This is a genomic window from Zobellia laminariae, assembly GCF_030553095.1.
Classification (GTDB): domain Bacteria; phylum Bacteroidota; class Bacteroidia; order Flavobacteriales; family Flavobacteriaceae; genus Zobellia; species Zobellia laminariae.
In genome coordinates this window covers 714,006-740,414 of the sequence record NZ_CP130738.1, presented here as the reverse complement: position 1 = coordinate 740,414, position 26,409 = coordinate 714,006, and the positions used below count along the sequence as shown (strand labels likewise).

21 protein-coding genes and 5 pseudogenes are annotated in these 26,409 nt (G+C 36.8%); 10 read left to right on the top strand and 16 right to left on the bottom strand.

The window, feature by feature from the left end:
- Positions 1-79 precede the first annotated feature (79 nt).
- Positions 80-1,291 (bottom strand): pyridoxal phosphate-dependent aminotransferase, encoded by a 1,212-nt coding sequence (locus Q5W13_RS03630; protein ID WP_304445399.1) that lies wholly within the window; start codon positions 1,289-1,291, stop codon positions 80-82.
- 92 nt (positions 1,292-1,383) lie between these two features.
- Entirely contained in the window at positions 1,384-2,487 is a 1,104-nt protein-coding gene (locus Q5W13_RS03625) for a fatty acid desaturase family protein (RefSeq protein ID WP_155597609.1), read from the bottom strand.
- A 107-nt stretch (positions 2,488-2,594) separates the two neighbouring features.
- Here Q5W13_RS03625 and rsmG point away from each other — a divergent pair.
- Positions 2,595-3,231, top strand: a pseudogene (gene rsmG / locus Q5W13_RS03620) (16S rRNA (guanine(527)-N(7))-methyltransferase RsmG).
- A gap of 538 nt (positions 3,232-3,769) precedes the next feature.
- Here rsmG and Q5W13_RS03615 read toward each other — a convergent pair.
- The 5 genes from Q5W13_RS03615 to Q5W13_RS03595 form a co-directional block, all read right to left on the bottom strand.
- A complete protein-coding gene (locus Q5W13_RS03615; protein WP_214611999.1) occupies positions 3,770-4,282 on the bottom strand; it encodes a DinB family protein in 513 nt (170 codons plus the stop codon).
- A 119-nt stretch (positions 4,283-4,401) separates the two neighbouring features.
- A complete protein-coding gene (pruA, locus tag Q5W13_RS03610) occupies positions 4,402-6,030 on the bottom strand; it encodes an L-glutamate gamma-semialdehyde dehydrogenase (protein ID WP_155597606.1) in 1,629 nt (542 codons plus the stop codon).
- Between the two features lie 210 nt (positions 6,031-6,240).
- Positions 6,241-6,627 carry a Co2+/Mg2+ efflux facilitator ApaG/CorD gene (gene apaG / locus Q5W13_RS03605; protein ID WP_155597605.1) on the bottom strand — a complete coding sequence of 129 codons (387 nt, stop codon included), beginning with the start codon at positions 6,625-6,627 and terminating at the stop codon, positions 6,241-6,243.
- 11 nt (positions 6,628-6,638) lie between these two features.
- Complete coding sequence (locus tag Q5W13_RS03600) at positions 6,639-7,769, bottom strand: DUF3667 domain-containing protein (RefSeq protein WP_304445398.1); 1,131 nt, start codon at positions 7,767-7,769, stop codon at positions 6,639-6,641.
- Between the two features lie 30 nt (positions 7,770-7,799).
- Positions 7,800-9,044 (bottom strand): type IX secretion system plug protein, encoded by a 1,245-nt coding sequence (locus Q5W13_RS03595; RefSeq protein ID WP_304445397.1) that lies wholly within the window; start codon positions 9,042-9,044, stop codon positions 7,800-7,802.
- A 152-nt stretch (positions 9,045-9,196) separates the two neighbouring features.
- On the opposite strand from Q5W13_RS03595, the gene Q5W13_RS03590 reads away from it, so the two are divergent.
- The 8 genes and pseudogenes from Q5W13_RS03590 (at position 9,197) to Q5W13_RS03555 (ending at position 16,785) form a co-directional block, all read left to right on the top strand.
- Positions 9,197-10,552: a Na(+)-translocating NADH-quinone reductase subunit A gene (locus Q5W13_RS03590; RefSeq protein ID WP_304445396.1), complete on the top strand. Its 1,356-nt coding sequence runs from the start codon at positions 9,197-9,199 to the stop codon at positions 10,550-10,552.
- A 3-nt stretch (positions 10,553-10,555) separates the two neighbouring features.
- Positions 10,556-11,831 (top strand): annotated as a pseudogene (locus tag Q5W13_RS03585) (NADH:ubiquinone reductase (Na(+)-transporting) subunit B).
- A 2-nt stretch (positions 11,832-11,833) separates the two neighbouring features.
- Positions 11,834-12,583, top strand: a complete 750-nt coding sequence (locus Q5W13_RS03580) for a Na(+)-translocating NADH-quinone reductase subunit C (RefSeq protein WP_304445395.1) — start codon at positions 11,834-11,836, stop codon at positions 12,581-12,583.
- A gap of 1 nt (position 12,584) precedes the next feature.
- On the top strand, positions 12,585-13,232 hold the full coding sequence (locus Q5W13_RS03575; protein WP_155597600.1) for an NADH:ubiquinone reductase (Na(+)-transporting) subunit D: 648 nt from the start codon (positions 12,585-12,587) through the stop codon (positions 13,230-13,232).
- Positions 13,233-13,253: 21 nt separating this feature from the next.
- Entirely contained in the window at positions 13,254-13,991 is a 738-nt protein-coding gene (gene nqrE, locus Q5W13_RS03570) for an NADH:ubiquinone reductase (Na(+)-transporting) subunit E (RefSeq protein WP_155597599.1), read from the top strand.
- A 2-nt stretch (positions 13,992-13,993) separates the two neighbouring features.
- Positions 13,994-15,300, top strand: a pseudogene (gene nqrF, locus Q5W13_RS03565) (NADH:ubiquinone reductase (Na(+)-transporting) subunit F).
- Positions 15,301-15,412: 112 nt separating this feature from the next.
- Complete coding sequence (locus Q5W13_RS03560; protein WP_304445394.1) at positions 15,413-15,778, top strand: DUF8840 domain-containing protein; 366 nt, start codon at positions 15,413-15,415, stop codon at positions 15,776-15,778.
- A gap of 62 nt (positions 15,779-15,840) precedes the next feature.
- Complete coding sequence (locus tag Q5W13_RS03555; protein WP_304445393.1) at positions 15,841-16,785, top strand: FAD:protein FMN transferase; 945 nt, start codon at positions 15,841-15,843, stop codon at positions 16,783-16,785.
- Here Q5W13_RS03555 and Q5W13_RS03550 read toward each other — a convergent pair.
- From Q5W13_RS03550 to gpmI, 3 genes and pseudogenes are all read right to left on the bottom strand, one after another.
- The gene (locus tag Q5W13_RS03550; protein WP_304445392.1) at positions 16,782-17,552 is read right to left on the bottom strand and encodes a class I SAM-dependent methyltransferase; all 771 of its coding nucleotides are present in this window, start codon (positions 17,550-17,552) and stop codon (positions 16,782-16,784) included. The genes Q5W13_RS03555 and Q5W13_RS03550 overlap by 4 nt on opposite strands.
- Before the next feature lie 42 nt (positions 17,553-17,594).
- Positions 17,595-18,413 (bottom strand): annotated as a pseudogene (gene map, locus Q5W13_RS03545) (type I methionyl aminopeptidase).
- Positions 18,414-18,446: 33 nt separating this feature from the next.
- Positions 18,447-19,964 (bottom strand): 2,3-bisphosphoglycerate-independent phosphoglycerate mutase, encoded by a 1,518-nt coding sequence (gene gpmI / locus Q5W13_RS03540; RefSeq protein WP_155597594.1) that lies wholly within the window; start codon positions 19,962-19,964, stop codon positions 18,447-18,449.
- Between the two features lie 345 nt (positions 19,965-20,309).
- Here gpmI and Q5W13_RS03535 point away from each other — a divergent pair, with 345 nt between their 5' ends.
- Positions 20,310-20,702 carry an ankyrin repeat domain-containing protein gene (locus Q5W13_RS03535; RefSeq protein ID WP_214611986.1) on the top strand — a complete coding sequence of 131 codons (393 nt, stop codon included), beginning with the start codon at positions 20,310-20,312 and terminating at the stop codon, positions 20,700-20,702.
- Between the two features lie 109 nt (positions 20,703-20,811).
- Here Q5W13_RS03535 and Q5W13_RS03530 read toward each other — a convergent pair whose 3' ends face one another.
- The 6 genes and pseudogenes from Q5W13_RS03530 to Q5W13_RS03505 all read right to left on the bottom strand — a co-directional run bounded on the left by Q5W13_RS03530 (position 20,812) and on the right by Q5W13_RS03505 (position 26,378).
- On the bottom strand, positions 20,812-20,979 hold the full coding sequence (locus Q5W13_RS03530; RefSeq protein ID WP_162857274.1) for a DUF6747 family protein: 168 nt from the start codon (positions 20,977-20,979) through the stop codon (positions 20,812-20,814).
- Between the two features lie 240 nt (positions 20,980-21,219).
- Positions 21,220-21,985: pseudogene (locus Q5W13_RS03525) on the bottom strand (M48 family metalloprotease).
- 221 nt (positions 21,986-22,206) lie between these two features.
- The gene (locus Q5W13_RS03520) at positions 22,207-22,782 is read right to left on the bottom strand and encodes a M15 family metallopeptidase (protein ID WP_368662418.1); all 576 of its coding nucleotides are present in this window, start codon (positions 22,780-22,782) and stop codon (positions 22,207-22,209) included.
- Positions 22,783-23,000: 218 nt separating this feature from the next.
- Positions 23,001-24,158 (bottom strand): T9SS type B sorting domain-containing protein, encoded by a 1,158-nt coding sequence (locus Q5W13_RS03515; protein ID WP_304445391.1) that lies wholly within the window; start codon positions 24,156-24,158, stop codon positions 23,001-23,003.
- An 11-nt stretch (positions 24,159-24,169) separates the two neighbouring features.
- Positions 24,170-25,054 (bottom strand): hypothetical protein, encoded by an 885-nt coding sequence (locus Q5W13_RS03510; RefSeq protein WP_304445390.1) that lies wholly within the window; start codon positions 25,052-25,054, stop codon positions 24,170-24,172.
- Between the two features lie 163 nt (positions 25,055-25,217).
- Positions 25,218-26,378: a phage tail-like protein gene (locus Q5W13_RS03505; protein WP_304445389.1), complete on the bottom strand. Its 1,161-nt coding sequence runs from the start codon at positions 26,376-26,378 to the stop codon at positions 25,218-25,220.
- Positions 26,379-26,409: the final 31 nt, after the last annotated feature.

Genomic DNA, 26,409 nt, shown 5'->3' with positions numbered 1-26,409 from the left:
TCTATAATTCTAACATAAAAAATCCCCCTAAAAGTTAATTCATAACCTTTAGGGGGATTTTAATTCTTGTTAGGTGTCTTTATTTCAACGCCTTTTCTATTCTAGAAATAGCCTCTCTAATTTCTTTTTCCGCTGCAGCGTAAGAAATACGAATACAATTTCCATTTCCAAAAGCATCACCGGTAACGGTAGCTACTACGTTGGCATATTCCAAAAGATATAACGCAAAATCTGAAGCGTTGTTTATAGTAACGCCATTCAAGGTTTTTCCAAAATAAGCAGTTACATCAGGATATACGTAAAAAGCACCATCTGGCTCGTTACATTTAAACCCGTCTATAGCATTCAAAAGCTCAAGAATGATTGTTCTGCGTTCTTTAAACTCGTCTACCATGTATTTAATGCGGTCTGGGGACTCAAGTAATGCAGTAATTACTGCACGTTGTGCTATACAGTTGGCACCACTAGTAACCTGTCCTTGTAATTTGTTACAAGCACGAGCTATATATGCTGGCCCACCAATATAACCAATACGCCAACCAGTCATTGCAAAAGCTTTCGCAACTCCGTTTACCGTAATGGTACGGTCAAACATATCGTCAAAAGCAGCCATAGAAGCATGCTCGGTTACACCGTAGTTGATGTGTTCGTAAATTTCATCACTTACCACAATAATCTGTGGGTATTTTTGTAAAACGTCTGCTAAAGCACGTAATTCTGCTTTGCTATAGATAGAGCCACTTGGGTTACAAGGAGAGCTGTACCAAAGCATTTTCGTTTTTGGTGTAATTGCAGCTTCCAATTGTTCTGGCGTCATTTTAAAATCGCTTTCTAGGCTTGTAGCGACCTCTACAGGAACACCATCGGCCAGTTTTACGATATCACTATAGCTTACCCAGTAAGGACAAGGTAAAATAACTTCATCGCCTTCATTTAAAATAACTTGTGCAACATTGTATAGTGCTTGTTTTGCTCCAGTTGAAACTACAATTTGAGAAGGCTCATAGCTGATGCCGTTATCTCTCTTGAATTTTGTAATAACAGCGGCCTTCAAATCTACATATCCATCTACAGGTGTGTATGAATTGTAATCTTCGTTTATCGCTTTTATTGCGGCTTCTTTGATGTAATCAGGTGTGTTAAAATCTGGTTCACCTAAACTTAAACCGATAATGTCTTTTCCTGCTGCACGTAATTCTCGTGCCTTGGCAGCCATTTCTAAAGTAGCTGACGGCGTAAGGCTGTTTATGCGGTCAGATAGTTGATTTTTTGTAGCAGTTGATGATGTCATAATAAAGCTAAGGTTTGTACACTGAATAACTCAAATAAATAGTTGACAGTTATCTTAAACTATTCGTGTTAATAAAATTTCTTTAATTGCGTCTATTGTAGGTTCATGGTAGGTCTTTTACCAAGTTCCTTCAAATGTTTAAAGTGCGAAATTATAGCTTTTCGCGTAGTTTCATACTCGTTGTATGGCAAATTAAATTCTTTTGCTGTTTCTTTCACAATTTCTGCAATTTTTGTGTAATGTACATGGCTAATGTTAGGAAAAATATGATGCTCTACCTGATGATTTAAACCTCCTGTAAACCAATTTACTATCCTATTTTTAGTACCGAAATTTACCGTTGTAAATAATTGATGTATAGCCCAAGTATTTTTCATGGTGCCAGATGCATCAGGTAGTGGCGTATCCGCGTCATCAACAATATGAGCTAATTGAAATACCATACTTAAAATAACACCAGCTACATAGTGCATGATAAAAAAGCCTATTAGAATCATCCACCAAGCCATATCAACGAAAATAAGGGGAAGAACGATCCATATAGTTATGTATAGAATTTTCGTAATAACAAGGGTGCTCCAGTTTACTGCCGCACTTGGTAGTTTTCCATAAGCAAGTTTACGTTTCATGTAACGGTACATCTGCTGGAAATCTGTAGTAATCGCCCAATTGAAAGTTAATAGTCCATAAAGTAAAACAGAATAGAAATGTTGGAATTTATGATGCTTTTGCCATTCTGCGTGTTTCGAAAAACGCAGAATACGTCCTGCTTCCATGTCTTCATCGTGCTCGTGAATGTTGGTGTAGGTATGGTGAAGTACATTGTGCTGAACTTGCCAATTGTAGACATTTCCAGCTAAAATATAAATACTGCCGCCCATGATTTTGTTTACCCATTTTTTGTTGGAATAGGCTCCATGATTACCGTCATGCATAACGTTCATACCAACACCGGCCATACCGACACCCATAACGATAGTCAGGATAAGATTGGCCCAAATAGGCAGTCCTAAGGTTAAAATCAAGAAATACGGTGTCAGGAAAAGGGCGAACATAATTACCGTTTTAACGTGCAAGCGCCAGTTACCTGTCTTTTTTAATTTATTGTCTTTAAAATAATCGTTTACACGCTTATTCAACGTTCTAAAGAATTGAGCAGAGTCTTTTCTGGAGAATCGTATTGTTTTTTGGTCCATATAAGTAGTATTATAAATAAATATCGAAGAAATGCACAGCTTTAAATGTCGAGAAAATGCTATTTCATCGATGAAAATAGTAGTTTTGTAACTATACAAATATACGCATGACTGCCGAATTAGTTTTTAAATATTTTCCCAATTTATCAGATCTTCAACAAAAACACTTCATATTATTAGAAGAGTTATATAAAGATTGGAATCAAAAGATAAACGTAGTTTCTCGTAAAGATATAGATGAACTCTATTTGAGACATGTTCTACATTCAACCGGAATAGCTAAGGTTCAGCAGTTTAAAGATGGTACTTCTGTTCTTGATGTGGGTACTGGTGGTGGTTTTCCCAGGTATTCCTTTAGCTATATTATTTCCTGAAGTGCAATTTACCTTAGTAGATTCTATTGGGAAGAAAATAAAGGTGGTTAAGGAGGTTATTGAAGGCTTAGAGCTTGATAACGTGACAGCTATTAACGCCAGAGTTGAAGAAACTAAGGGGGAATATGATTTTATCGTAAGTAGAGCAGTTGCTGCAATGCCAACTTTTGTACACTGGGTGAAAGGGAAAATAAAGAAAGAGTCGCAACACGAGAGACGAAATGGGATTCTTTATCTAAAAGGAGGGGATTTGGCTGAGGAGTTAGAAGGATATAAGGCCATAGAAATGTATGACCTTACCGACTATTTTGATGATCCTTTCTTTGAAACTAAAAAGGTAGTATACTTACCTATGAAATATAAGGGATAAGCTATAAGCTCAATAGTTGGTAATATGACCTTCTATATCTCTTTGCGTAATTTTTTAAACGATCCCACACATTTATGGTTAGGTAGTCTACTATATTTTGCGGTTTACTGTATGTTTTCTGCATATCCATAATCTCCATTTTTTACAGTTAATATAAAGTTCGTAATTTTTACCTTGAATTTACAATTACTTAACGTTAAATTTACATTAAAAGTATGTTTATTTTGATTTTATTCAGGTTTTTGACTGAAAATCAAGTTTGTACGTTAAGTATTAGACATATTTTGTAAATAATGCAAGTTGAAACCTTTTCAATCAATTAATTTTTAACAATCTATTAGTCAGTATTTTATATTTTTATACCTGAATTTTAAATCATTAAAAAATGGTAATTGTTTTGTAATGTTATTTTAATGTAAACATAACGTTAACCAATCGCTTAAATTGTGTAGTTCATCGATGAAATTTGAAATTCAGTTAAAAAAAAGTCCCCTGACACAATATGCATCAGGGGACTTTTTGGTCCTTTTTTAGTGAATTACTTGCTCCAAGGCGGAGTAACCCCGTTAGAACGAGCGTAGGCTATTAGTTGCCCTTTATGCTCTCCGTTGTGCTCCATTATGGCTAATAGGCCGCCAAGCATATTCATTTTGGCAAAACCAAAATCAACCTCTTCTGCAAACTGGGCATCTTCTACTAAGACTATCTTTTCCAGAACAAATTCATTAGATTGCTTAAGAGCAGCAATGATGTTCTCTTTACCTGTAATTTTTGATAGATTCATTACATCCACACCTTCTGGTGGAGCAAAACCCATTTTAGAAGCTAAGTAATAGTTGCCTCCTGCGACATGTAATAATGCTTCTGCAACGGAGTTTACACCTTCTGTAGGTCGCCAGTCATATTGCTCTTCTGAAAAAGCTTCTGCCAAAGCAACTACTTGTCCTTGATTTCCTTGTAAAACACCTTGAATTGTGTTCTGTGTTAATTTTTCTTGTGCAAACGTCATGGCCGTCACCATTACGAATGCCGCTACTACTAGTTTTTTCATTTTCTTAGTTTTAGTGGTTAAATAAATTCCCCAATCCGTAATTTTTGAATCAAGGAATTGGGGAATCTAGTAAAAATTGATAATAAAACACTGGTTATCAGTGTAAAATGTTGCTTATTTTAGCCTAAGAAAGGGTATCTGTAGTCTATTGGAGTTACAAAAGTCTCTTTAATAAGACGCGGAGAAACCCATCTTAACAAGTTCTGTGCAGAACCGGCCTTGTCATTTGTTCCTGAAGCTCTAGCTCCTCCAAATGGCTGTTGACCAACTACGGCACCAGTAGGCTTGTCATTGATATAGAAGTTACCTGCGCAATTTTGTAATGCTACTGTAGCTTCGTCAATAGCATATCTGTCCGTTGCAAGAATTGCACCTGTTAATGCGTATTCAGAAGTTCCGTCAACCAATTTCAAGGTTTCTGACCAATCCTTGTCTTCGTAAACATAAATAGTAACAACAGGGCCGAACAATTCAGTCTCCATTGTAGTGTACTTAGGGTCTGTAGTAAGAATAACTGTTGGCTCTATAAAATATCCTTTAGATTTATCATAGTTTCCACCTGCAATAACTTCTGCATTGTCATCTTTCTTAGCTTGGTCAATATACTTAGCAAGTTTATCAAAAGAGCCTTCGTGAATAACTGCTGTTATAAAGTTAGACATGTCTTCAGGGCTACCTGGTTTATTGAAAGAAGCTATGTCTTTCTTTACAGACTCAATAATTTCCTCTGAAAGTGATTTTGGAAGGTAAACACGAGAAGCTGCGCTACATTTTTGTCCTTGAAATTCAAAACTACCACGAACAATTGCCGTAGCTACTTGTTGAGGTTTTGCTGATGGGTGTGCAACAATAAAATCTTTTCCACCTGTTTCACCAACTATTTTTGGATATGTTTTATAGGTGTGAATGTTGTTACCTATTTGTTTCCATAATTCTTTGAAAACATGTGTTGAACCTGTAAAGTGAATACCTGCAAAGTCTGGGCTAGCCAAAACAGTTTCAGTAATCATTACTGGATCTCCGTAAACTACGTTAATAACGCCATCAGGAAGACCGGCTTCTTTAAAAATGTCAACAATAACCTTGGCAGAGAAAACTTGACTATCACTAGGTTTCCAAACAACTACGTTACCCATCATTGCAGCACTTGCAGGAAGGTTTCCGGCAATAGCTGTAAAGTTGAAAGGAGTAATAGCGTATATGAAACCTTCAAGAGGTCTGTATTCTACGCGGTTCCAAATACCTTCTGCAGAATCTGGCTGCTGATCGTAGATCTGTGACATATATTCCACATTAAAACGTAGAAAATCAATCAACTCACAGGCTGCATCAATTTCAGCTTGGTATATATTTTTTGATTGTGCAATCATAGTTGCAGCATTGATTTTGGCACGGTATGGCCCTGCAATCAATTCTGCAGCTTTCAAGAACACGGCAGCGCGTTGCTCCCAGGTTAAATCTGCCCAAGCAGACCTTGATGCTAAACAATTGTCAATAGCTTTTGTAACATGTGCCTTTTCAGCAACGTGATACTGGCCTACAATATGTTTGTGGTCATGTGGAGGAGACATAGGCTTGGTATTCCCTGTCTTAATTTCTTCGCTACCTATATATAATGGTACATCTACGCTACCGTTAAAATAAGAACGGTACTGTTCAAGAACTTCTTCTCTTTCAGAAGTGCCCGGCGCATAACTCTTTATTGGTTCGTTAATCGCTGTCGGTACATGAAAAAAACCTTTGCTCATAATGCTTTTATTAAGTTTAATAATAGAGCGCAAAGGTAGGATTCTTAGTGCTAATAAAAAACTGCCTAAGCACTAATGACGCAAAAGGATTATGCTAAAAAAACCTTAATGAAATGAATGTATATGCGAAGTGAAACCACATAGGATACTATATGCTACCAGATTGCTATGTTAAAGCGTAAAACGCTATGGAAATTGAAAGAGAATGGTCTAATTTAATGCGAAAGGTGCATGAAATTTAAAAGTAGGAATATACACCCTAAATTTTTCGGTAGAACTAAAGTTGACCATATTATAATGACCTTTCATTGCTCCAATAGGCGAAGTTAAAAGGCAACCAGATGTATAGGTGTGCGATTCTCCTGGTTTTATAACCGGTTTTTTGCCAATAACACCTTCACCATCTAATACCTCTAATTCATTAAGAGCATCGTATATTTTCCAATGGCGAGAAGTAAGCTGTACAGAGTCTTTACTTTGGTTCTCTATGGTAATCGTGTAGCCAAAAGCAAAGTGCATCTTATAGTTCTTGAAGAAGGTTCCTTCAAAACTAGTATTTACTGAAATCTTAATGCCTTTAGTTACTTGTGTGATCATATGTTTTCCTTCTAAAAGGTAATTATGTTACCGGTAAAAAGTAATACCGTAGATAATATAGCCAATATAAAAAAAATAGTGTTCAGAAAAAGATATTTAACAATAGTTTTAAATATGCCTTGACCGTAAAAATTTCGCATAGCTATAAAAAGGTATATCGAAAAAATTGTAATAAAATACTTATTAGTCTGAGTCTCAAATATTGAATTAATCAAATAGCTAATAATGAGCAAGATAAATAATAATGCAGTGTTGTGAAAGCTAAAGATCAAATGATCGGTATAACTATATTTTTTTCTGATATATATCAGCCAAATGAACACTGTAAAGACCGGTAAAAAGAAAAATACGACGAACGGTAATTTTGAAATTAATGCAGTAAGAAAACTCCCGGGCGACTTCTGAAATTTTAAAAACCCGTTTGAGGTGTTGAACGCCATTTTGTTTTCAAAAGATTCAGGAAGGGCGTATTTGTTTTTTAAATCTTGAAAATCATGAATAGTATCATGTTCTAAAATAGTAGTGAAAAAAGTGAGTTTTTGGGAGTAACGATCAAAAAATGAAGACTGACCCATCTTTTTAAAGTTTGCAGTTGGATCGAGTAGCATTAAAGAATCACGCACTTGTTTTTGCTCTTCGTAGTTATCATAATACACCGCTGCTTTTTTAATAGAGTCTATTTTTGTTGAAAGTTGAATTACATCATCATTAGTTGAATTTATATTCCATTCATCAACCATATTTTCTACATCAGAAATATCATTAGCTCCGTATTTGTCATATTTTGAAAAATTACCACTGAAATTTATAATCAGAAAGTAGATTATAGCAAGGCTTAGTAAAAAACGAAAAGGGTTGGTGTAGGAAATACGTTTACCATCTATGTAGCTTTTGGTAATTTTTCCGGGTTGTATTAATAAGGTAGATAGCGTACGAAGCAAACGTGAATCATACGAAATTATAGTTCCGAAAAATTCATCTAAATAATCTTTAATGGTGATTTTCTTGGTGCTATTAGCTTGCGCGCAATTGGGGCAATATTTATCGCTCATGTCCAAAGGGTGTCCGCAATTAAGGCATTCGGTACCTCTGTAGTTCAATTTGTACCTTCCTTTTCCGGAGTGGGCGAGCTTGTTGGTCATTTATCCAAGAGAATTAAGGATAAATATAATCTAATTACTGATATTTCTAGAGTTTGCAGAACCAATACCAATGATGCTATCGTACAAATCGCCAAAATTCCTATAGTATACCAAAATTAAATAGTTGTTTTCGGTAAAGTGAAAATTACCGCAAACGGTATTAATTTCTAATGTGCCATCTTCACGTTTAACAACAAATTTATAATTGTAGAAACCTTGCTTGAGTTTAATTGTGGCCTCCATCATGCCATTGTTCTCATTGTAGGTCATCTTGTTTTCGTCAGAAAGGGCGTAGTTGTTATATTTTCCAAAAACATAAACTTCATCCAATGCTAATCTCTCATCATAAGGTAGGGAAAAGTGGACTTTAGTGTACTCTGCTTCTCTGGAGTTATCTTCTCCTTGTAAAGTACGAACAACAAAATCGCCATTTATATCTGGGTAATAAGAGTATGGGCGGTCTGCTCTGTAGTTGTTGGCGAATAAATAGTGGTTGTAAAGTTCATCAACCTCTATTCTTGATATTTGCGAGGTAGGAGCTCTAAGGTCGCTAGTATCAAAGTTTAGAAATTCATTTCCTCCGTAAAAACTGGTTTCTTGGTCATATTTGTAAACCAATTCAGTTCCTATAGTGTACTGAGGTGCTACATCATAAAGTGCCGTTTCCCATTGGTAATTCTGTAAAATGGCCACTTTAACCTCTTTTTTGGGATTTACAAGTTGAAAATTGCCAGCATTAATGTTGAACTGAACTACTTGTTTTTCATTTATGAAATTAAAATCGCGAGAACGTTTAACGGTCCCGCCTACGGTTACTGCATCTTTATAAACAACAAAACGTCTTGAGAATTGAAGTTCATAATTGTCGTTATAAATTTCTAAAATGAAATTACCGCTAACTTTTAGCCCTACATTTTCGTTAGGAATGGATAATTTGTAATTAGAATAGGATTGTAAAGTAGAATAGCTGTTCTCATAATTAACAATACGTTGGTTGTCTACACCACTAAGGTATTGTGATTTTAAAAGTTGAGAAGGTTGCCAGTCGTAGTTGCAGTGAATTATTTTGTAGTAGTAGTCACTTTCAGAGGCTGTAATGTCATCAAATTCCAGTTTCATGGTCTCTCCAAGCTCTATAACAGGAAATTGATCCTCTGTAGGTCCTCCAAAAATTACGGTTTTAATATTCTCGGGAGGGTTGACCTCTAATTGAACCTGAGCACCTAATGAAGATATCAGAAAGAAGAAAAAAATTGGTATAATATTCAAGCGCATTACCAGCTATTTTTTGAGGTAAAGGTAAACAAAAAGCGTACCTAAAAAATTTTGATCGGTATGATGTCTAAATTTCTAGGCATTTATTATGAAAACAATCCTTTTAGTATTATTTTTGCTGCAAATTTTGTTAACCTAAGGTCTAGAACAATATGTCTAAAGACATCAGGATTAAAAAGGGCTTGAACATAAAACTTGTTGGAGCTGCAGAGCAAACTACATCAAAAGCCGTTTTAAGTAACGTTTATGCTATTGGCTTAAGCGATTTTCACGGAGTCACACCCAAAATGTTGGTAAAACAGGGTGCTGAAGTCAAAGCGGGAGAACCACTTTTTTACAATAAAAACAAAGAAAGCATGCTTTTCGTATCGCCGGTAAGTGGTGAGCTTGTTGAGATTGTAAGAGGAGCGCGAAGACGCATTCTCTCACTTAAGATTTTGGCAGATAAAGAGCAGGCAACTGTTGTGCATGATTTGTTGAATGTAGAAAGTGCTTCTAAGGAAGAGGTTAAAGCATACCTTTTAAAAGGAGGATGTTGGCCTTTTATCAAACAACGCCCATACGATATTGTTGCTGATCCGGATGCAAATCCAAAAGCAATTTTCGTTTCAGGTTATGTTACGGCTCCTTTGGCAGCAGACTTAAACTATGTTTTGCAGGGGAAGGAAAAAGAGCTTCAAGCTGCAATTACCGCTTTGGATAAATTAACGCCAGCAGGTAAGGTTCATGTTTCCGTTGGGAAATCTGAAAACTCGCCATTGGCCGGTTTAAAAGGGGTTGAATTGCATAAGGTTTCCGGTCCGCACCCAGCTGGTTTGGTTGGTACGCAGATTAATAGAATAAATCCTATTAATAAAGGAGAAACAGTTTGGACGGTTACACCTCAGGATTTGGTGATAATTGGAGAGTTGTTATTGACCGGTAAGTTTAATGCCGAACGTACTGTTGCTTTGGCAGGTTCTTCTATTAAAGCTCCAAAGTATTATACAACTAAGATTGGAACTGAAATTTCTACCTTCTTGTACGCTAGTGGTGTAGAAGGAGATAATTTTAGGGTGATAAATGGTGATGTTCTTACGGGTTCAAAATCTGCTCCAGATGGTCATTTAGGGTATTATAACAATACCGTAACTGCTATTCCAGAAGGAGATGATTATGAATTTTTTGGATGGAACAAGCCTGTCTTCAACAAAATATCAGCTACAAGGGCATTAACATTCTCTTGGATGCAACCAAATAAAAAATACGACCTAACTACAAACACAAACGGAGAGCATCGTGCGTTTGTGGTAACGGGTATGTATGAAAAAGTATTTCCATTGGATATCTTTCCTATGCAGTTGCTTAAAGCATGTATGATAAAAGATTTGGATGAGATGGAGCAACTGGGGCTTTATGAAGTAGCACCGGAGGATTTCTCGTTGACGGAGTTTGTTTGTGTTTCAAAACAGCCTCATCAGCAGATTATTAGAGAAGGATTAGATCTATTGCATAAAGAAATAGGATAAAAGATGAGTGATAAAAAACTGACTTTCAAGAAAAGGCTGCATATTATAAAGCACCATTATCGCGGTAAAAAAATGGCACCTGCATTTAATGCATTGCACACATTTTTGTTTGCTCCTGATGAAACCACACATTCCGGTTCTCATGTGTAGAGCGGCAGATGATTTAAAGCGTACTATGAACACGGTTATTATGGCCTTGATTCCGGTATTGCTTTTTTCTATGTTCAATGCAGGGTATCAACATTTTTCTGCCATTAACGGGTTTCCGCAGGAATTCTCTTTAATGAATGATTTTCTTACTTGGGACAACTTCTGGATCGGTATTATTAAAGTACTTCCGTTGGTTGTTGTATCCTATGGAGTAGGACTTTTGGTAGAATTTATTTTTGCCGTCATTAAAGGCCATGAAGTAGAAGAGGGGTATTTGGTAACAGGTATGCTAGTCCCGTTAATCGTACCAATAGATACACCACTTTGGATGTTATCCGTAGCTGTTGTTTTTGGTGTAGTTATAGGTAAAGAGGTATTTGGAGGTACGGGAATGAACATTCTTAACCCGGCCTTAACAATTAGAGCTTTCTTGTTCTTCGCTTATCCTACTTGGATGAGTGGTGATAAAGTATGGGTATACCAAGCTGTGGAGCGTGCGGGTGGTCCTGATGCTATTTCTGGTGAGACTATCTTAGGATATTTGGCACAGAATAAAGGTGCAGAAATGTCATATTCAGTTTCAGATATGTTCTTTGGTTTTATTCCGGGTTCAGTTGGTGAAACGTCAACATTCTTAATCCTTTTAGGAGGTCTGTTCTTAATCTTTAGTAAGATTGCTAGCTGGCGTATTATGCTAAGTGCTGTAATTGGTTCTTTAGTAATGGGCTTAATCTTTAATGGAGTTGTTGATCAAGGATGGATTGGCGAAACAAGTAAATTTTACGGTTTAATGAGTTTTGATTTCTGGCAACATCTTATTGTTGGTGGTCTCGCTTTTGGTATAGTCTATATGGCAACCGATCCTGTAACAGGAGCTCAGACAAATCGTGGTAAATGGTTCTACGGTTTCTTCATTGGTTTCCTTTCGGTAATGATTCGTGTATTCAACCCGGCATATCCAGAAGGTGTTTTCTTGGCTATACTTCTTATGAACGTATTTGCACCGACAATTGACCATTATGTGGTTCGTGGAAACGTAAAACGTAGATTGAAACGATTGAAAAATGCAACTATCTTGCCAAAAGATTCAGCTGGCAAGGCAAATGAACTTCACGCAGAAACCGCATAGTTATGGCAGTCAATACAGATAAAAATTCATACACCATTATTTTTGCTGCCGTTATGGTGGTAATTGTAGGTTCTATTCTTGCTTTTATGTCTTCAAGCTTAAAAGACAGAATAACGGAGAACGAACGGTTTGAGAAACAACAAAATATTCTTTACGCCATGGGCGTAGATGATAATGTTGATGAGGGTAGTGTAAATTTTGTTTCTACCGATAAGGTAGAAGGAGAGTTTAAAACCTACATTAAAGAGCAGTTAATCATAGAAGGTGATAAAATCACCGAAAATGATGAGGCCTATTTGATTGATATGAAAAAGCAAATGGCACTCGCTTCAAAAGGTGAAACGCCTAAGCTTCCTCTTATGATAGGAGAGAAAGATGGTAAGAAATATTATATCATTCCAGTGTATGGAAAAGGACTTTGGGATGCTATTTGGGGCTTTATTGCACTAGATGATAAAATGGTTGTACAAGGTGTTTACTTTGATCACAAGGGGGAAACTCCAGGTTTGGGTGCAAACATCAAGCAACGTTATTTTATGGATGATTTCACAGGAGAAAGTATTCTTAAAGGAACGGAATATGCTGGTATTGCTGTTGCAAAGGGTAATAACGACCCTTTGAACAATATTAAGGATGATAATGAAGTAGATGCTTTAGCTGGAGCCACCATTACTGGTAACGGTGTTTCTGCTATGATCAAGGAGAGTTTACAACTCTATAAAGACTATTTACAAACCGTTAGCGCAAAATAATATGGCACTATTAACAAAAAAAGATGCAAGTTTAATAACGGATCCGTTAGCAGATAACAACCCTATTACTATTCAAGTATTGGGTATATGTTCCGCTTTGGCGATTACAGCAGAATTAAAAGCTTCTGTAGTAATGGCTGTTTCTGTACTTTTTGTTCTTGCAATTGGTAATGTTGTTATCTCTTTGATGAGAAACATTATTCCATCAAAAATTAGAATTATCGTTCAGTTAATCGTAGTTGCTACTTTGGTGATTATTGTGGATCAGGTTCTAAAAGCTTTTGCTTATGAACTCAGTAAAACACTTTCGGTATTTGTTGGTCTTATTATTACCAACTGTATTATTATGGGTCGTTTTGAAGCTTTCGCTTTAGCTAATGGTCCTTGGAAATCTTTTCTAGATGGAATAGGTAATTCACTTGGGTACGGATTAATTCTGATAATTGTTGGATTCTTTAGAGAGCTTTTAGGTTCTGGTACTTTATTCGGATATCCTGTTTTGGGAAATCCAATTGAGAAAACCGGACTTTATTCTATTGGTTACGAGAATAACGGGTTTATGATTATTCCACCAGCAGCACTTATTGTGGTTGGTATTATCATATGGGTACAGCGCTCAAGAAATCCAGCACTGGTAGAAGATAATTAATTAAGGTAAAAAGATAGAATTATGTTAGAGCATATTGAATTATTTTTTAAATCCATCTTCATAGATAACATGGTATTTGCCGTGTTCTTGGGGATGTGTTCTTACCTAGCGGTTTCCAAAAAAGTGGCTACTGCTGTAGGTTTAGGAGCGGCTGTAATTTTTGTACTTGCCGTTACCGTACCATTAAACTGGTTGTTGGATCAGTATCTCTTAAGAGATGGTGCTTTGGTCTGGTTAGGCCCTGAGTATGCAGATTACAATTTAAGCTTTCTTTCGTTCATTCTTTTTATTGCTACCATTGCAACAATGGTTCAGTTAGTAGAGATTGTAGTAGAAAAGTTTTCACCTTCATTATATAATTCATTGGGTATTTTCTTGCCTTTAATTGCTGTAAACTGTGCTATCTTAGGAGGCTCACTTTTTATGCAAGCTAGAGATATTCAATCGTTGGGCCTAGCCTTTAATTATGGTGTTAGCTCTGGTATTGGTTGGTTCTTGGCTATTTTAGCTATTGCTGCAATTCGTGAGAAAATTAGATATTCAAATGTACCTGCTCCGTTAAGAGGCTTAGGTATTACATTTATCATTACTGGTTTAATGGGTATTGGTTTTCAGAGTTTCGGAGGTATGTTAACTGGTGGTGATGATGCACCGGCACCAGTTGAAGAAACAACAGCTGAGAAAGTAATAGAGAAGAAAGAAATTAAAGAAGAGATTGATACCAAAGAAGTCTCTTATAACGACGCCATAAATAAATAGATATGCTATTAGCTACAAGTACTGGAGGAACGATTTTAATCACCGTTGTCGCCTTTATGGTACTATTGATGGTCTTGGTGGCCCTTTTATTGTTCACTAAAGAAAAACTATCTCCATCGGGGCCGGTTACCATTACAATTAACGGAGAAAAGAAAATTGAAGTTGGTTCGGGTAGTTCCTTACTTACTACGTTAGGTAACCAAAAAATATTCTTACCATCTGCATGTGGTGGTGGTGGTACTTGTATACAATGCGAGTGTCATGTACTTTCTGGTGGTGGTGAAGCACTTCCTACTGAAACTCCTCATTTCTCTAAAAGGGAATTGAACTCAGGTGCACGTTTAGCCTGTCAGGTTAAAGTGAAGCAGGATATGGATATTACTATACCAGAAGAAGTTTTTGGTATTAAGAAATGGCCGGCAAAAGTTGTTCGTAATTATAACGTAGCATCTTTTATTAAGGAATTCGTAGTAGAGATTCCGGAGGACATGGGTTATAAAGCTGGAGGTTATATTCAGATTGAAATTCCTCAATGTGAGATTAAATATGCAGATATAGATATTACTGCTCACCCAGAGGAACACGAAACTCCAGATAAATTTAAAGCCGAATGGGACAAGTTTAATCTTTGGCCGTTGGTAATGAAAAACCCTGAAACTGTAGAGAGAGCTTATTCAATGGCTTCTTATCCAGCTGAAGGAAGAGAGATTATGTTAAACGTTCGTATTGCGACTCCACCATGGGATCGTGCTAAGAATGGTTGGATGGATGTTAACCCAGGTGTTGCTTCCTCTTATATTTTCAATTTAAAACCGGGTGATGACGTTACTATTTCAGGTCCTTACGGTGAGTTCTTCATCAATGAATCTGATTCAGAAATGCTTTACGTTGGTGGTGGAGCAGGTATGGCACCAATGCGTTCGCATTTGTATCACTTGTTCAAAACATTAAAGACAAACAGAAAAGTGACTTACTGGTACGGTGGTCGTTCTAAAAGAGAGCTTTTCTATCTTGAGCACTTTAGAGAATTAGAAAGAAACTTCCCTAATTTTAAATTCTATTTGGCACTTTCTGAACCTGCTGAAGAAGATAATTGGAAAGTGAAAGAGAATGTAGATGCTCCTATGATGGTTTTGTAGGCTTTATACACAATTGTGTTATTGATAACTACTTAAGTCTTCACGAGTCTCCAGAGGATATTGAGCTTTACTTCTGTGGACCACCATTGATGAACAAAGCTGTGCAAAAAATGGGAGAAGACTTCGGTATTCCCGATGAGCACATCCGCTTTGATGATTTCGGTGGATAATAAGATTTTTATAGTCAAAGAAGTAAGAGTTAAATTTTACTTTTTGACTAATCAAATAATAGAAAAACCGATGTTCACGCATCGGTTTTTTTTGACTTAATTTTTGAGTATTATGGGCAAACCATTATCTGAGCGAGAACTGCATAACTTAGCTATGAATATTGTGGGTAAGGAACTCGAGGCCGAAGGTTTTGAGTTTATGGGGGTAAATAGCGAGCCTAAAAGGAATCCGCAATTTGTATGTCTAAAGGATAAAGTATTACATTTTATTGTTGTTCGTTACGTAGCTTATCCAGAGAATCCTCATAGGTATGATGAGGCTTTTATGAAAAAGATGAAGAATCATGCAGATAAACAAGAAGCGCGAACGTATTATGCGGGAGTAGGACTTTCAAACGCCGAAAATCAAGAGTTACCGGTGTATCTAAATGAAGCTTACGTGGTAGATTATATTGGTTTAATCGAAATTAAAGAATGAATAGAGTTTTAGCTTTTTTTAGTGTTTTGTTTTTGCTCTCTTGTGGTAGCAACCCTTCAGGTATGGTACGCAATGAAACTTCTGGAGGTGCTTTGGGTACCTCTTATAACCTTATCTATTTGTCTCAGGATAAGATGGATCTTCAAAAGCAGGTAGATTCTGTTTTTGATGCTATCAATCACTCCTTGTCCACTTATATTCCTGCATCGGATATTTCTAAGATTAATCAAGGTGATTCTACGCTGGTGGTTGATGAAATGTTTCAAGAGGTTTTTCAATTATCTCAGGAAGTATATGGAGCTACTGAGGGCTATTTTGACCCTACTGTGGGCGTATTGGTAAATGCATGGGGATTTGGTCCAGAAAAGCAGATAGAGATGGATAGCACGCGCGTAGATAGCTTGTTGCAATACGTAGGTTTTAACAAAGTAGAGCTTACGGAAGGAAATACGATACGTAAATCCAATCCTAATATCTATTTTGATTTTAATGCCATAGCCAAAGGATATTCTATAGATAGGCTGGCAAAGCTTATGGATAACAATGGTATTGAGAATTATTTGTTGGAAGTAGGAGGGGAGCTTGTAGCAAAGGGTCAAAACCAAATCAAACAAAAACCATGGATTGTAGGTATAGATGACCCTACAATTGAAAATGAGCGAAAATTAAAAGCTACCATCCGTCTTGAGGATAGGGCTTTGGCTTCATCGGGAAATTATAGACATTTTAGGGAGGACCCGGTAACGGGGCTCAAATATGTTCATACTATTGATCCAACTACAGGGTATACAAAAAATGCAAATACATTGGCAGCTACTGTTTTGGCAGATAATTGTGCAAAGGCAGACGCGTATGCCACTTCTTTTATGGCAATGGACTTGGATAAGGTACTGAAGCTATTGACTGTAAAACGGGAACTGGAAGCTTATATTATCTTTATAGACGAAAAGGGAGAAACGCATGAATTCATGACCCCCGGTTTTGAAGCTTTAATAGTAAAAAACTAAAGCGGTTTCTTTACAAAAGGTATTATTTCGCCTTTAGCCAAGCGATATTTGTCTATGTCTTCTGGAGAAAGAGTAGCGGTATAGTCCACTTCATCTACTATGAAACCTATATTTCTTAATTTATCAAAATAATCCCAACCATAGATTCGTACATGGTCATACTGGCCAAATATTTTGGCGCGTTCTTTCTTATCTGTAATAGAATCGTCTTCAAAAGTAATTTTGCGCTCAAGGTCTTGAGGAATTTGTAAAATAGCCCAACCACCCTTTCTAAGAACACGATATAGTTCCTGCATTGCTTTGGTGTCATCCGGAATATGTTCCAGAACATGGTTACAAAAAATAACATCAAAAGAGTTGTCTTCAAAAGGTAAATCGCAAATATCTGCCTTTACATCCGCTAGTGGAGATAAAAGATCAGTGGTTATATATTCTAGATTTTTAAGATTTCTAAAACGTTTGTAGAATGCCTGTTCGGGAGCAAAATGAAGCACCTTTAGTTTTTCGGTAAAGAAGTTGGTCTCATTTTTTAAGTAAAGCCACAACAAACGGTGCCTTTCTAGAGATAAGGTAAAAGGTGAAAGTACATTTTCTCTTGGACTTTCATAACCGTAAGGTAAGAAGCTCTTGAATTTTTTACCGTCAATAGGGTCCTCGTAACGATTTCCGCGCATCCATAGCCCTAACATAGGCCGTACCACGTAACTTAGTTTAATAAGTAAGGGCCTTGGAACAGCATTCAGAATAAACTTGAAAATTTTGGACACGTATTACATCTATTTGCACAAATTACCTTTGTTGGCCCTAGCTTAAAGAACAAAATTTTCCTTGCGAAAATTGTCTTCTTCATCAGTTTCGATACCCAAAGCATCGTAAATGTACTGAAATGTAGATAGTAATTCAGGCTTACCGTTAACAATGGCTACATTGTGCTCAAAATGTGCGCTTGGTTTTCCATCTGCTGTTAAGATTGTCCAACCGTCTTTAAGTTGTTTTATACGTTTTGTTCCCATGTTGATCATAGGTTCAATAGCAACAACTAGACCTTCTTTGAACTGTTTTCCACGACCACGTTTTCCGTAGTTTGGCATTTCCGGTCCTTCATGTAGTTTTTTGCCCAGTCCATGACCAACCAATTCACGAACAACTCCGTAACCATGGTTTTCACAGTAATTCTGGATGGCAAAGCCAACATCGCCAACTCGGTTTCCAACTTTGAATTCTGAAATTCCTAAGTACAATGACTCTTTGGCTACTTTTAATAGTTTTTTAGTTTCTTCGGCTACTTCTCCTACGGGAAAAGTGTAGGCATGGTCACCATAATATCCATTCTTAAGCGAACCACAATCCACAGAAATAATGTCACCATCTTTCAATGGTTCATTGTTTGGGATACCATGTACCACTTGAGCATTAGGGCTCATATTTAATGTATTCGGAAAGTCATACATTCCTAAGAAACCTGGTTCAGCGCCCTGTTCCCTTATAAATTCTTCTGCTAATTTATCAAGAAATAGAGCGTTGACACCTTATTTTATCTCCGATGCCAGCATGCCCAAAGTTTTTGATACTACTAGGGCGCTTTCGCGCATTAGTTCTATTTCCTCGGGTGTTTTTAATTTAATCATAGTGGCAAAGGTAAAAATAATTGATGTTATTCTTTATACAAGAGCTTCTCTTGTCATTAATTTAGGTTGTGGAACACCTAGTAATTTTAAAATGGTTGGAGCAATATCGCCTAATACACCATCTTTAATTGCTTTAATGTCCTTGTCTACCAAGATTAACGGAACAGGGTTAGTGGTATGCGCCGTGTTTGGGCTACCATCTGGATTAACCATGGTTTCACAATTGCCGTGATCCGCAATTACAATAGAAGTATACCCGTTTTCTAAACCTGCGGTTACCACGGCTTTGGCACATTCATCAACAACTTCACAAGCTTTTATTGCAGCAGACATAACTCCTGTATGACCTACCATGTCAGGATTCGCAAAGTTTAAGCAAACAAAATCAACCTCTCCTTTTTTCAATTCAGGAATAATGGCATCTCTAATTTCATAAGCGCTCATCTCCGGTTTTAAATCATAAGTGGCGACTTTAGGAGAAGGGCATAAAAGACGCTGTTCGCCATCAAAAGGCTCTTCCCGTCCACCATTAAAGAAAAAGGTAACGTGTGGATATTTTTCTGTTTCCGCAATACGAATCTGCTTTTTATGTGCTCTCTCTAAAACCTCACCAAGGGTATCCTCAATATTTGCCTTATCATAAACTACATGAACACCATTGTAAGATGCGTCATAGTTTGTTAGCGTAACGTAGTATAAATTTAATTTATGCATGTTTTGCTCATGCATATCTACTTGGTTTAATACTTCAGTAAGTTCACGGCCACGATCAGTTCTGAAGTTGAAGAAAATAACCACATCATCTTCTGAGATTTTAGCAAGAGGATTTCCGTTGCTATCGGTCATTACGATAGGCTCAATAAATTCATCAGTAACGCCATTATCATAATTCTCCTGCATTTTGGCACCAATGTCAGTAGTTTTTTCGCCTTCGGCATTTACCATGACATCGTAGGCTTTTTTCACTCGTTCCCAACGTTTGTCACGATCCATAGCAAAATATCTTCCTATTACAGAAGCTAGTTTTGTGTTTTTATCGGCACAAAAATCACTAAGATCGGTCAAGAAATTTTTGCCGCTTTTTGGGTCAACATCTCTACCATCGGTAAAGGCGTGAACGAACATATTTTTAACGCCAGAATCGTTCCCGGCCTCAATGAGTCCTTTAATGTGGTTGATATGGCTATGAACCCCACCATTACTTACCAAGCCTAAAAAGTGTACTGGTTTGTTATTTTTCTTGGCATAAGCAAAAGCATCTTTCAAGACTTTCTCGTCTTTAAGGGTGTTCTCTTTTACTGCCAGATTTATTTTAGCTAAATCTTGGTATACGATACGTCCGGCACCAAGGTTCATATGGCCTACTTCACTATTACCCATTTGGCCTTCAGGAAGACCTACGTTCATACCATCTGTAAGAAGGTTTGCGTTTGGATAGTTTTTATAAAGTGAGTCAACAAATGGAGTATTTGCATTGTCTACTGCGGAGACCTTGGGATTGGGAGATTTGCCCCAACCATCAAGAATCATAAGTATTACTTTTTTGTTCATGGCTATGATAAATTAGATTTTCAAAAGTACTGTGATCTAAGAGGAATTACCAATTATAACGGTGCTTTTTTAATCCGATTTTAGCATTGTTAGAGATTCCACATTTTATTGGTTTCAACGAGGTTTTTTAAACCTTAGCTGAAAAGATTTCAATTTTTTATATGCTTTTGAAAAGAATGGTGGAATGGTTTTGTTGATTGATTATGAGGGGTTTATTTGAGTGTTGCTAAATATTCGTAAATGTTAAAATTTAGTTATTATGAGACTAAGGCTGTAACAACTTCGCAAAATCCCAGTCTATTATTAAACAATCAATTATTCATTCATCAATTTAAATCATTCATCATGAGAAAAACGTTATTAACTTTCGCAATGGCCTGTTTGGTCGGAACTTCAGCCGTAATGGCTAATGACACAATCACTACAACAGATGCTTCTGCATTTGAAATGTATGACACTGTAGAGCTAAATTCTTTTTGCAAAGCAATTATGCAGGGAGATATAGATGTTGTAAAAAAACTGATAGAGCTTGGCGAGGATGTCAACAAAAAGTCTTTAGGTATGACTCCGGCTATTTTTGCAGCCCGTTATAACAAGGCCGAGATTTTGGAATTATTAATAGACAATGGAGCTAACCTGAAAATTAAAAGTGATAAAGGATATTCCATTTCAAAATATGCAGAGCTTTCTAATGCTTCTGAAGCCCTTAGGGTAATTGAAACAGCCATGGGAAGCTAAAAATTTGAATTAGCCCAATTGCTATGAAAAACAAGAAACCCGACCATATTAATATGGTCGGGCTTTTTTTCATATAGTATCTCGTAAAAGAGCGGTAAAGCGCTGCGAATTAAAATTCAAATCCGTTAACGGCTCTATCTACAAACGCGTAAACAGCCATAAACAACATTAATCCACAAAATACCGAATATGCCTTTAGAAGTATTACTACTAGTTCAGGCTTGCAGTTCTCAAATGCTTCGGTATATAAATTTTTAAAGTGCGATAGTGTTCCCATATAGTTTTATTTTAAATGCCTTGTCTAGGGGCATTGATTATTGTAAAAGCTATAATGGTTAAATTGCTGCGTTAGCAACGGTAGTATTTGGGAGGTGTAAAGATAGATAAATAAGGATACAACACGCTGCATTTCAACGAATTTAACAACCGTTCATACCATTTGTAAAATAAAAAGCAAAAGGCGCTTAAATCGAATTTATATCCGTTTAAGCGCCTCTTTAATATGTTTTAAGAAGTATTATTGGTTGCGGTACTTCTCTATAGATTCCTGTATTTTTTCGATTCTATTCTCGGGGTCAGGGTGCGAGCTTTGAAATTCCGGGACTCGATTTGGTCCTGCTGCAGACTTTAAAATCTCCATAACGTGAATCATTTCTTCAGGTTGGTAACCAGAGTTAATCATAAAGAGAACTCCAAGGTCATCACTTTCCAATTCGTCTCCACGACCATTTTTAAGTAGCGTGTTTTGCCCAATTCCACCAACTAAGCCTCCCATATCGCCTCCTACAGAAGCTCCAGTGGATAAGGTTTGCCAAAATTCTCCTTCAGCAATACGCTCTGCGGAATGTCTACCAATTACATGACCTATTTCATGACCAAGTACTCCTGCCAATTGCGCTTCATTTAATTGCCTGAATAGGGCATAGGTAATAAAAACGGGACCTCCGGGTAATGCGAATGCATTAATAGTTTGGTCATCTGCCAAAAGGTGAAAGTCATATGCATACGGAGTTTCTTTGGCAATACTATTTTGAACTAACTTATTACCAACCTATATCTACATAGGCTTGTAATTTTTCATCTGGATATAGCCCACCATATTGTTGTGCAATTTCTGGAGTACTTTGAAGGCCAATGGCAATTTCTTGTTCGGCACTCATATTAATGGTCTGTACCCGTCCCGTGTATGGATTTTCTTCTTTGCTACTGCAGCGCTTAATAAAAGCAAAAGCTACAATGGCCAAACCAATGAATATTCTTATTTTCCAACTTCCTCCTCGCATGGTATAGTGTTATTTATCAGCTCAATATACAAAAGACTTACAAAAGTTTTGTATTGATATCTAGGATATTGTCTTGAATATAATTTGTTAAGAAGCCTTCTGTGAAGTGTTCACTACCGTAAAAGTCTTCGTCTTTTAACAATTGCATGATGTTTTTTCTGCGAAATTCTGTTAGCATAGGCACGGAAATAGGTGCGTAGCTAAAATGCCATGGCTCATATTTAAATCCTCTTCGGCCAAGGTATATCGGTGTATACTAAATGAAAATCAAAATGTTTTGAATTTTCATCCATCCACTTCTTAAAATCGCCATAGGGTTCTCCTTCTGCGAATTTGGAAGGTACGAGCATGTCTCCTTTTACATTTCTGTTTCCATCAACAATATCAATATCGGTTCCCCAATGATGACGACTAGTTCCGGGTATGGTAGAGTATTCTATAATTTTATCAATGGCATTTTGAGGGGTCATGCCTTTATCGTCTGTGTATTTTAAATATTTTCGTTCCCAAATAGAACGTTGGCGTTCAAAATTACGATAGCTAGAAACTACTTTTAAATTAATACCATCGCTATATGCAGCCTTCTTCATTTCTACAAATGCGTCATGGGCCTCTTTACGTAAATTAATACCTTCTCCATAGAGTTTAATATCGGTTTTACCCATTAACTCTAAGATGCTATATTCAAAATCTTTAGAAAATGCCAAATTGGGTAAAGCTGCCAAAGCAAGGCCAGCAACACCACTCTTTTTTATGAATGCTCGTCGTTCCATCATACCATTATTGAATTTAATCATGTTCACAATCTAGGCAAAGATATTCAAATTTGATGCCAAGAATAGATTGTGGTTATAATGATAACGTTCATGAGGGTACAAATCTTGTAAAGTAGGCTTGTATCTTTAAAATAAATTGCACGAGTGCTATTTTTTAAGAAAGCTTTTTATTCAATGTACTTTTTTATAGTAAAAATACTAGTTGGTACAGCGTAATGTAGCTCCGTTTATTTAGAGGATTACTCTTGATTTATATACAAGAATCCTTGATGTTTTACATCAATATCTTTCAAATCAATTATGTAAAAATAAACTCCGGCAGGTAGTTTTTTTGAGGTGGCAACTACGCTACTAACGTTGGCTGTGCCTCCAAAAGTATTGTCGTAGTTAGTGGCTTCGTAAACTGCCCGTCCCCATCTGTTGTAAATGGTAAGCTGATTGTTAGGTGATAAAGAAACGGCTTCTAAAACAAGAAAATCTGCTTTTCCATCTCCGTTTGGTGTCATTAGGTAATTACCCAAATCAACACTCTGTCTACTAAGACTTCCTCCAAAAGTGATAATCGTGTAGTCGTCCGGTGTAAAAACGTCTGATGTTATTTCACCTTGATTAAAATCTCCTTCCATAGCGGTATTGCCCAAATCTTCCCAAATGCTGTGTTCTGTATGCCAACCTACAACTCTTAAATTTTCAACGTCATCTATAAAACTAGATAGACTACTATCTGTATCCCACCCTAAGGTAACTTTGGAAGATACCTCTGTATCCAAATCCCAAAATTCCTCATTACTGATCGAAACTAAAATATCGGTTCTATTCTCTGTGCTAAAAGTGGTGTGAAAGGTAGATGGGTGGTTAGGGTCTTCGAAAAAATAAGCCGACTTGGCATTCTCGTTAATTAGGTCAGATGACAGTTTTAAAGGTCTTAACTTATCAAAATGACCTACGGGAAAAGTAAAGTCTTGCTTGTTTCTTACAGCAGAATACCCGTCTACTTTGGTGAAATTAGTATCACCATTATAAAAGGCATCATTAATATATTCAATGTTTGTGTCAACTAAGAATTTTGGAGTCACCAAATCTCCCGAAATAAAATTGCTGTTGTTGGTAATTCCAATACCAACTTCTAAAATAAGGTCTTTATCTACAACTATTTCTAAGTCCTTGAAAACGGGCCTGAAAGCTCCGCTTATATAGGCTATGTCTTCATTATAAAAACCCGCTAGTCCTTTATTATCATCAAAGGAGCCATCATTAATCAAATTTTGGTAAAAACCAATCTGCGCATCTTCATGCATTTTCATGTTTCCAAAATTATGAAATGAGTCTTGTGCTACCATGTTATTACTATACATGCTCAAGACTAGGCTACCAATAATAATTGCGTATTTCTTCATCGTTTTTAGGGTTACTTTCTCCAGGCTATTTCAATTAAAGTTTCTGGATATTCCACAGCAATTCCATTACAATAAGCTTGTAAAAAATCTCCTTGGTTAAAATCGATATTCATAGTGTCATCTTGGCCACCTTCTGTAGCTGCAATTGCTAAAACAGCTATTGGTATAAGGCCATCATTTTTTCTGATTTCCAATGTCCATGTGTTGGCATTTTCTGTTTGTACCGTAATTCCGGTAATTGTACCATCTCTAAGCATGCGCCAACCATTTTTATTTGATTCGGCACCGTTAAACTGTCTCATGTAGGCTAATGTGGTTACAGGATTGTTGACTCCCCAACCCACCATAGTACGATCAACGCTCAGCCATTTTGTTCTAGACCCGTCATAAGCGTACAGAATACCGTCATCTCCCATAAAAATTTGCCCGCTTTCGGTTCCGGTTGGAGTAGTGGTGCTGGGTTGAATTCGTAAGGGCACACTTGCACTTTCAATATCTATTTGAGCGTTAGGCGTAGGATTATTTATACCGATGTTTCCAGTTGATGATATCCTAATTCTTTCACTATTATCCGTTTTTATTACGAAATCCTGAAGGTCCGTAGTTCCTAAAAAATGAGTGGTTGCATTAGAGCCTGCATTTCCTATAGCTCCCCAGAAATCTACTGAATTTGTATCTATAGAAGGTATTTTTTTGAAACCTGAAGCGGTGTTCAAGTACATTTTCTCCTCGTCGGTATTATACAAAAGTGAGCCGACTACAGGATTTATACCGGCATTCATTTCTAAGGTTGTTGCATTGGTGAGCCCCAGTAAATAGTTGCCATCTACTTGCGCTACTACCTCGCTAGGTTGCAGTGCAAAAAGAGTCAAAGACATTACTATTAATTGTTTCATAATTGGTTAGCAATTAATGGTTTAACGGGGGATATGTTTATTGTTGCTGATCGGACCGACTTAGTGTAATTAAGTTTGAGAAAATAAAGGATAGTATCTAGGTCTCTACCAGCGGGGAGACCTAATTTACTAAAAATAAAGAACATACATTTTTCTATTCTCATTAGTATTTCATTAGTATGTTTGAGATTTTCATACCTATATGGTAGAAAGAAGAATCAAAATATAATGGGCTCACAGCTTTTCTAGAGGAAGTGAAAATAATGTTGTCATTTCGTAAATACGTTACATTACCCAAACAATCCACATCAATACTTAGAACATCTCCAGCTGCGTAACTTGAAACATAACCCAGACTGGCCCCGCTTTCTCTAATCTGTATTTGAGAATTTGAAACTATATACATGGCATAATTAAGGTTAGGGTAAGAGGCACTTGAAGAAGGATCATAACTAAGTCCTATCATTGCCAATAGATTTGTTTGGTTGGGTGTAAAATCTAATCTACCACCTTTTATGTTACTTATTTCATGGTTTAGCGAGTAACCTTGCGCGTTCCAACCTGCTGTTGCAGTTTTGGTCAGAATATTACCATCATAGGTCATTGAGCCCGTAAGGACCATATCTGTAACGGATATACTATTAGTTGAAAGCGGGGATGATGCTTGTAACACAAAGCCACCAACTAAGGTGCCTAACCCGGCATTATTGGTAACGGAAATATCAAAATTTCCATAAGCTCCTCCAGTGGTTATATTTGCCGTAATCTGGGTAGAACTATTTATTGTTACTGAATTTATTGTTTGTCCTGCAACTGCAACTGTTGAGGAGCCATCAAAGTAAGCGCCTTGAATGATTAAGTCTCTGGTTTCATTTAGTCCAAATTGAGAACAGTTACCTGTTCCGGCATTAGAATTTGAAACAATAGGTGTGTTGCCCGGTACAGTAGGGCTAAAATTCACATCGGGATCAATACCATTGGAAAAAGTAAAAGACCCATCTGGATTGGTGGTGAATGTAGATTTTATAGAGGAAACAACATATGGGTCTGCCGTTGTTCCGGTTCCACTTATACTAACATTACCATTAGCAATAATCTTTGTTTCATTGCCTTCTGGCGTCAGTTTCTGCCAAAGAGTACCATTAAATTGGTATAAAAATTTATCATTAGTATTGTATATCAGAGAGCCTTCAATAGGACTAGCCATTGCATTAATCTCTGCTAGGGTAGCAGAGTGTATACTTACTAGTTCATTAGCAGTAGGGGCTTGGGCCCATGTTACTTTTATCACTAAAAGCAAAACTATATATAGTAATTTCTTCATTTGCTTATAGGTCTAAAATGGTGAACATAAA

Bases quoted from the DNA above. Each gene is read 5' to 3' on its own strand.
- Q5W13_RS03595 (WP_304445397.1), bottom strand. From the start codon at position 9,044: ATGCGCTTGAATATTATACCAATTTTTTTCTTCTTTCTGATATCTTCA.
- Q5W13_RS03625 (WP_155597609.1), bottom strand. From the start codon at position 2,487: ATGGACCAAAAAACAATACGATTCTCCAGAAAAGACTCTGCTCAATTC.
- Q5W13_RS03575 (WP_155597600.1), top strand. From the start codon at position 12,585: ATGGCACTATTAACAAAAAAAGATGCAAGTTTAATAACGGATCCGTTA.
- Q5W13_RS03615 (WP_214611999.1), bottom strand. From the start codon at position 4,282: ATGAAAAAACTAGTAGTAGCGGCATTCGTAATGGTGACGGCCATGACG.
- Q5W13_RS03600 (WP_304445398.1), bottom strand. From the start codon at position 7,769: ATGACCAACAAGCTCGCCCACTCCGGAAAAGGAAGGTACAAATTGAAC.
- Q5W13_RS03555 (WP_304445393.1), top strand. From the start codon at position 15,841: ATGGTACGCAATGAAACTTCTGGAGGTGCTTTGGGTACCTCTTATAAC.
- Q5W13_RS03510 (WP_304445390.1), bottom strand. From the start codon at position 25,054: ATGAAACAATTAATAGTAATGTCTTTGACTCTTTTTGCACTGCAACCT.
- Q5W13_RS03535 (WP_214611986.1), top strand. From the start codon at position 20,310: ATGAGAAAAACGTTATTAACTTTCGCAATGGCCTGTTTGGTCGGAACT.
- Q5W13_RS03515 (WP_304445391.1), bottom strand. From the start codon at position 24,158: ATGAAGAAATACGCAATTATTATTGGTAGCCTAGTCTTGAGCATGTAT.
- pruA (WP_155597606.1), bottom strand. From the start codon at position 6,030: ATGAGCAAAGGTTTTTTTCATGTACCGACAGCGATTAACGAACCAATA.
- Q5W13_RS03560 (WP_304445394.1), top strand. From the start codon at position 15,413: ATGGGCAAACCATTATCTGAGCGAGAACTGCATAACTTAGCTATGAAT.
- apaG (WP_155597605.1), bottom strand. From the start codon at position 6,627: ATGATCACACAAGTAACTAAAGGCATTAAGATTTCAGTAAATACTAGT.
- Q5W13_RS03520 (WP_368662418.1), bottom strand. From the start codon at position 22,782: ATGATTAAATTCAATAATGGTATGATGGAACGACGAGCATTCATAAAA.
- Q5W13_RS03590 (WP_304445396.1), top strand. From the start codon at position 9,197: ATGTCTAAAGACATCAGGATTAAAAAGGGCTTGAACATAAAACTTGTT.
- Q5W13_RS03630 (WP_304445399.1), bottom strand. From the start codon at position 1,291: ATGACATCATCAACTGCTACAAAAAATCAACTATCTGACCGCATAAAC.
- nqrE (WP_155597599.1), top strand. From the start codon at position 13,254: ATGTTAGAGCATATTGAATTATTTTTTAAATCCATCTTCATAGATAAC.
- Q5W13_RS03530 (WP_162857274.1), bottom strand. From the start codon at position 20,979: ATGGGAACACTATCGCACTTTAAAAATTTATATACCGAAGCATTTGAG.
- gpmI (WP_155597594.1), bottom strand. From the start codon at position 19,964: ATGAACAAAAAAGTAATACTTATGATTCTTGATGGTTGGGGCAAATCT.
- Q5W13_RS03505 (WP_304445389.1), bottom strand. From the start codon at position 26,378: ATGAAGAAATTACTATATATAGTTTTGCTTTTAGTGATAAAAGTAACA.
- Q5W13_RS03580 (WP_304445395.1), top strand. From the start codon at position 11,834: ATGGCAGTCAATACAGATAAAAATTCATACACCATTATTTTTGCTGCC.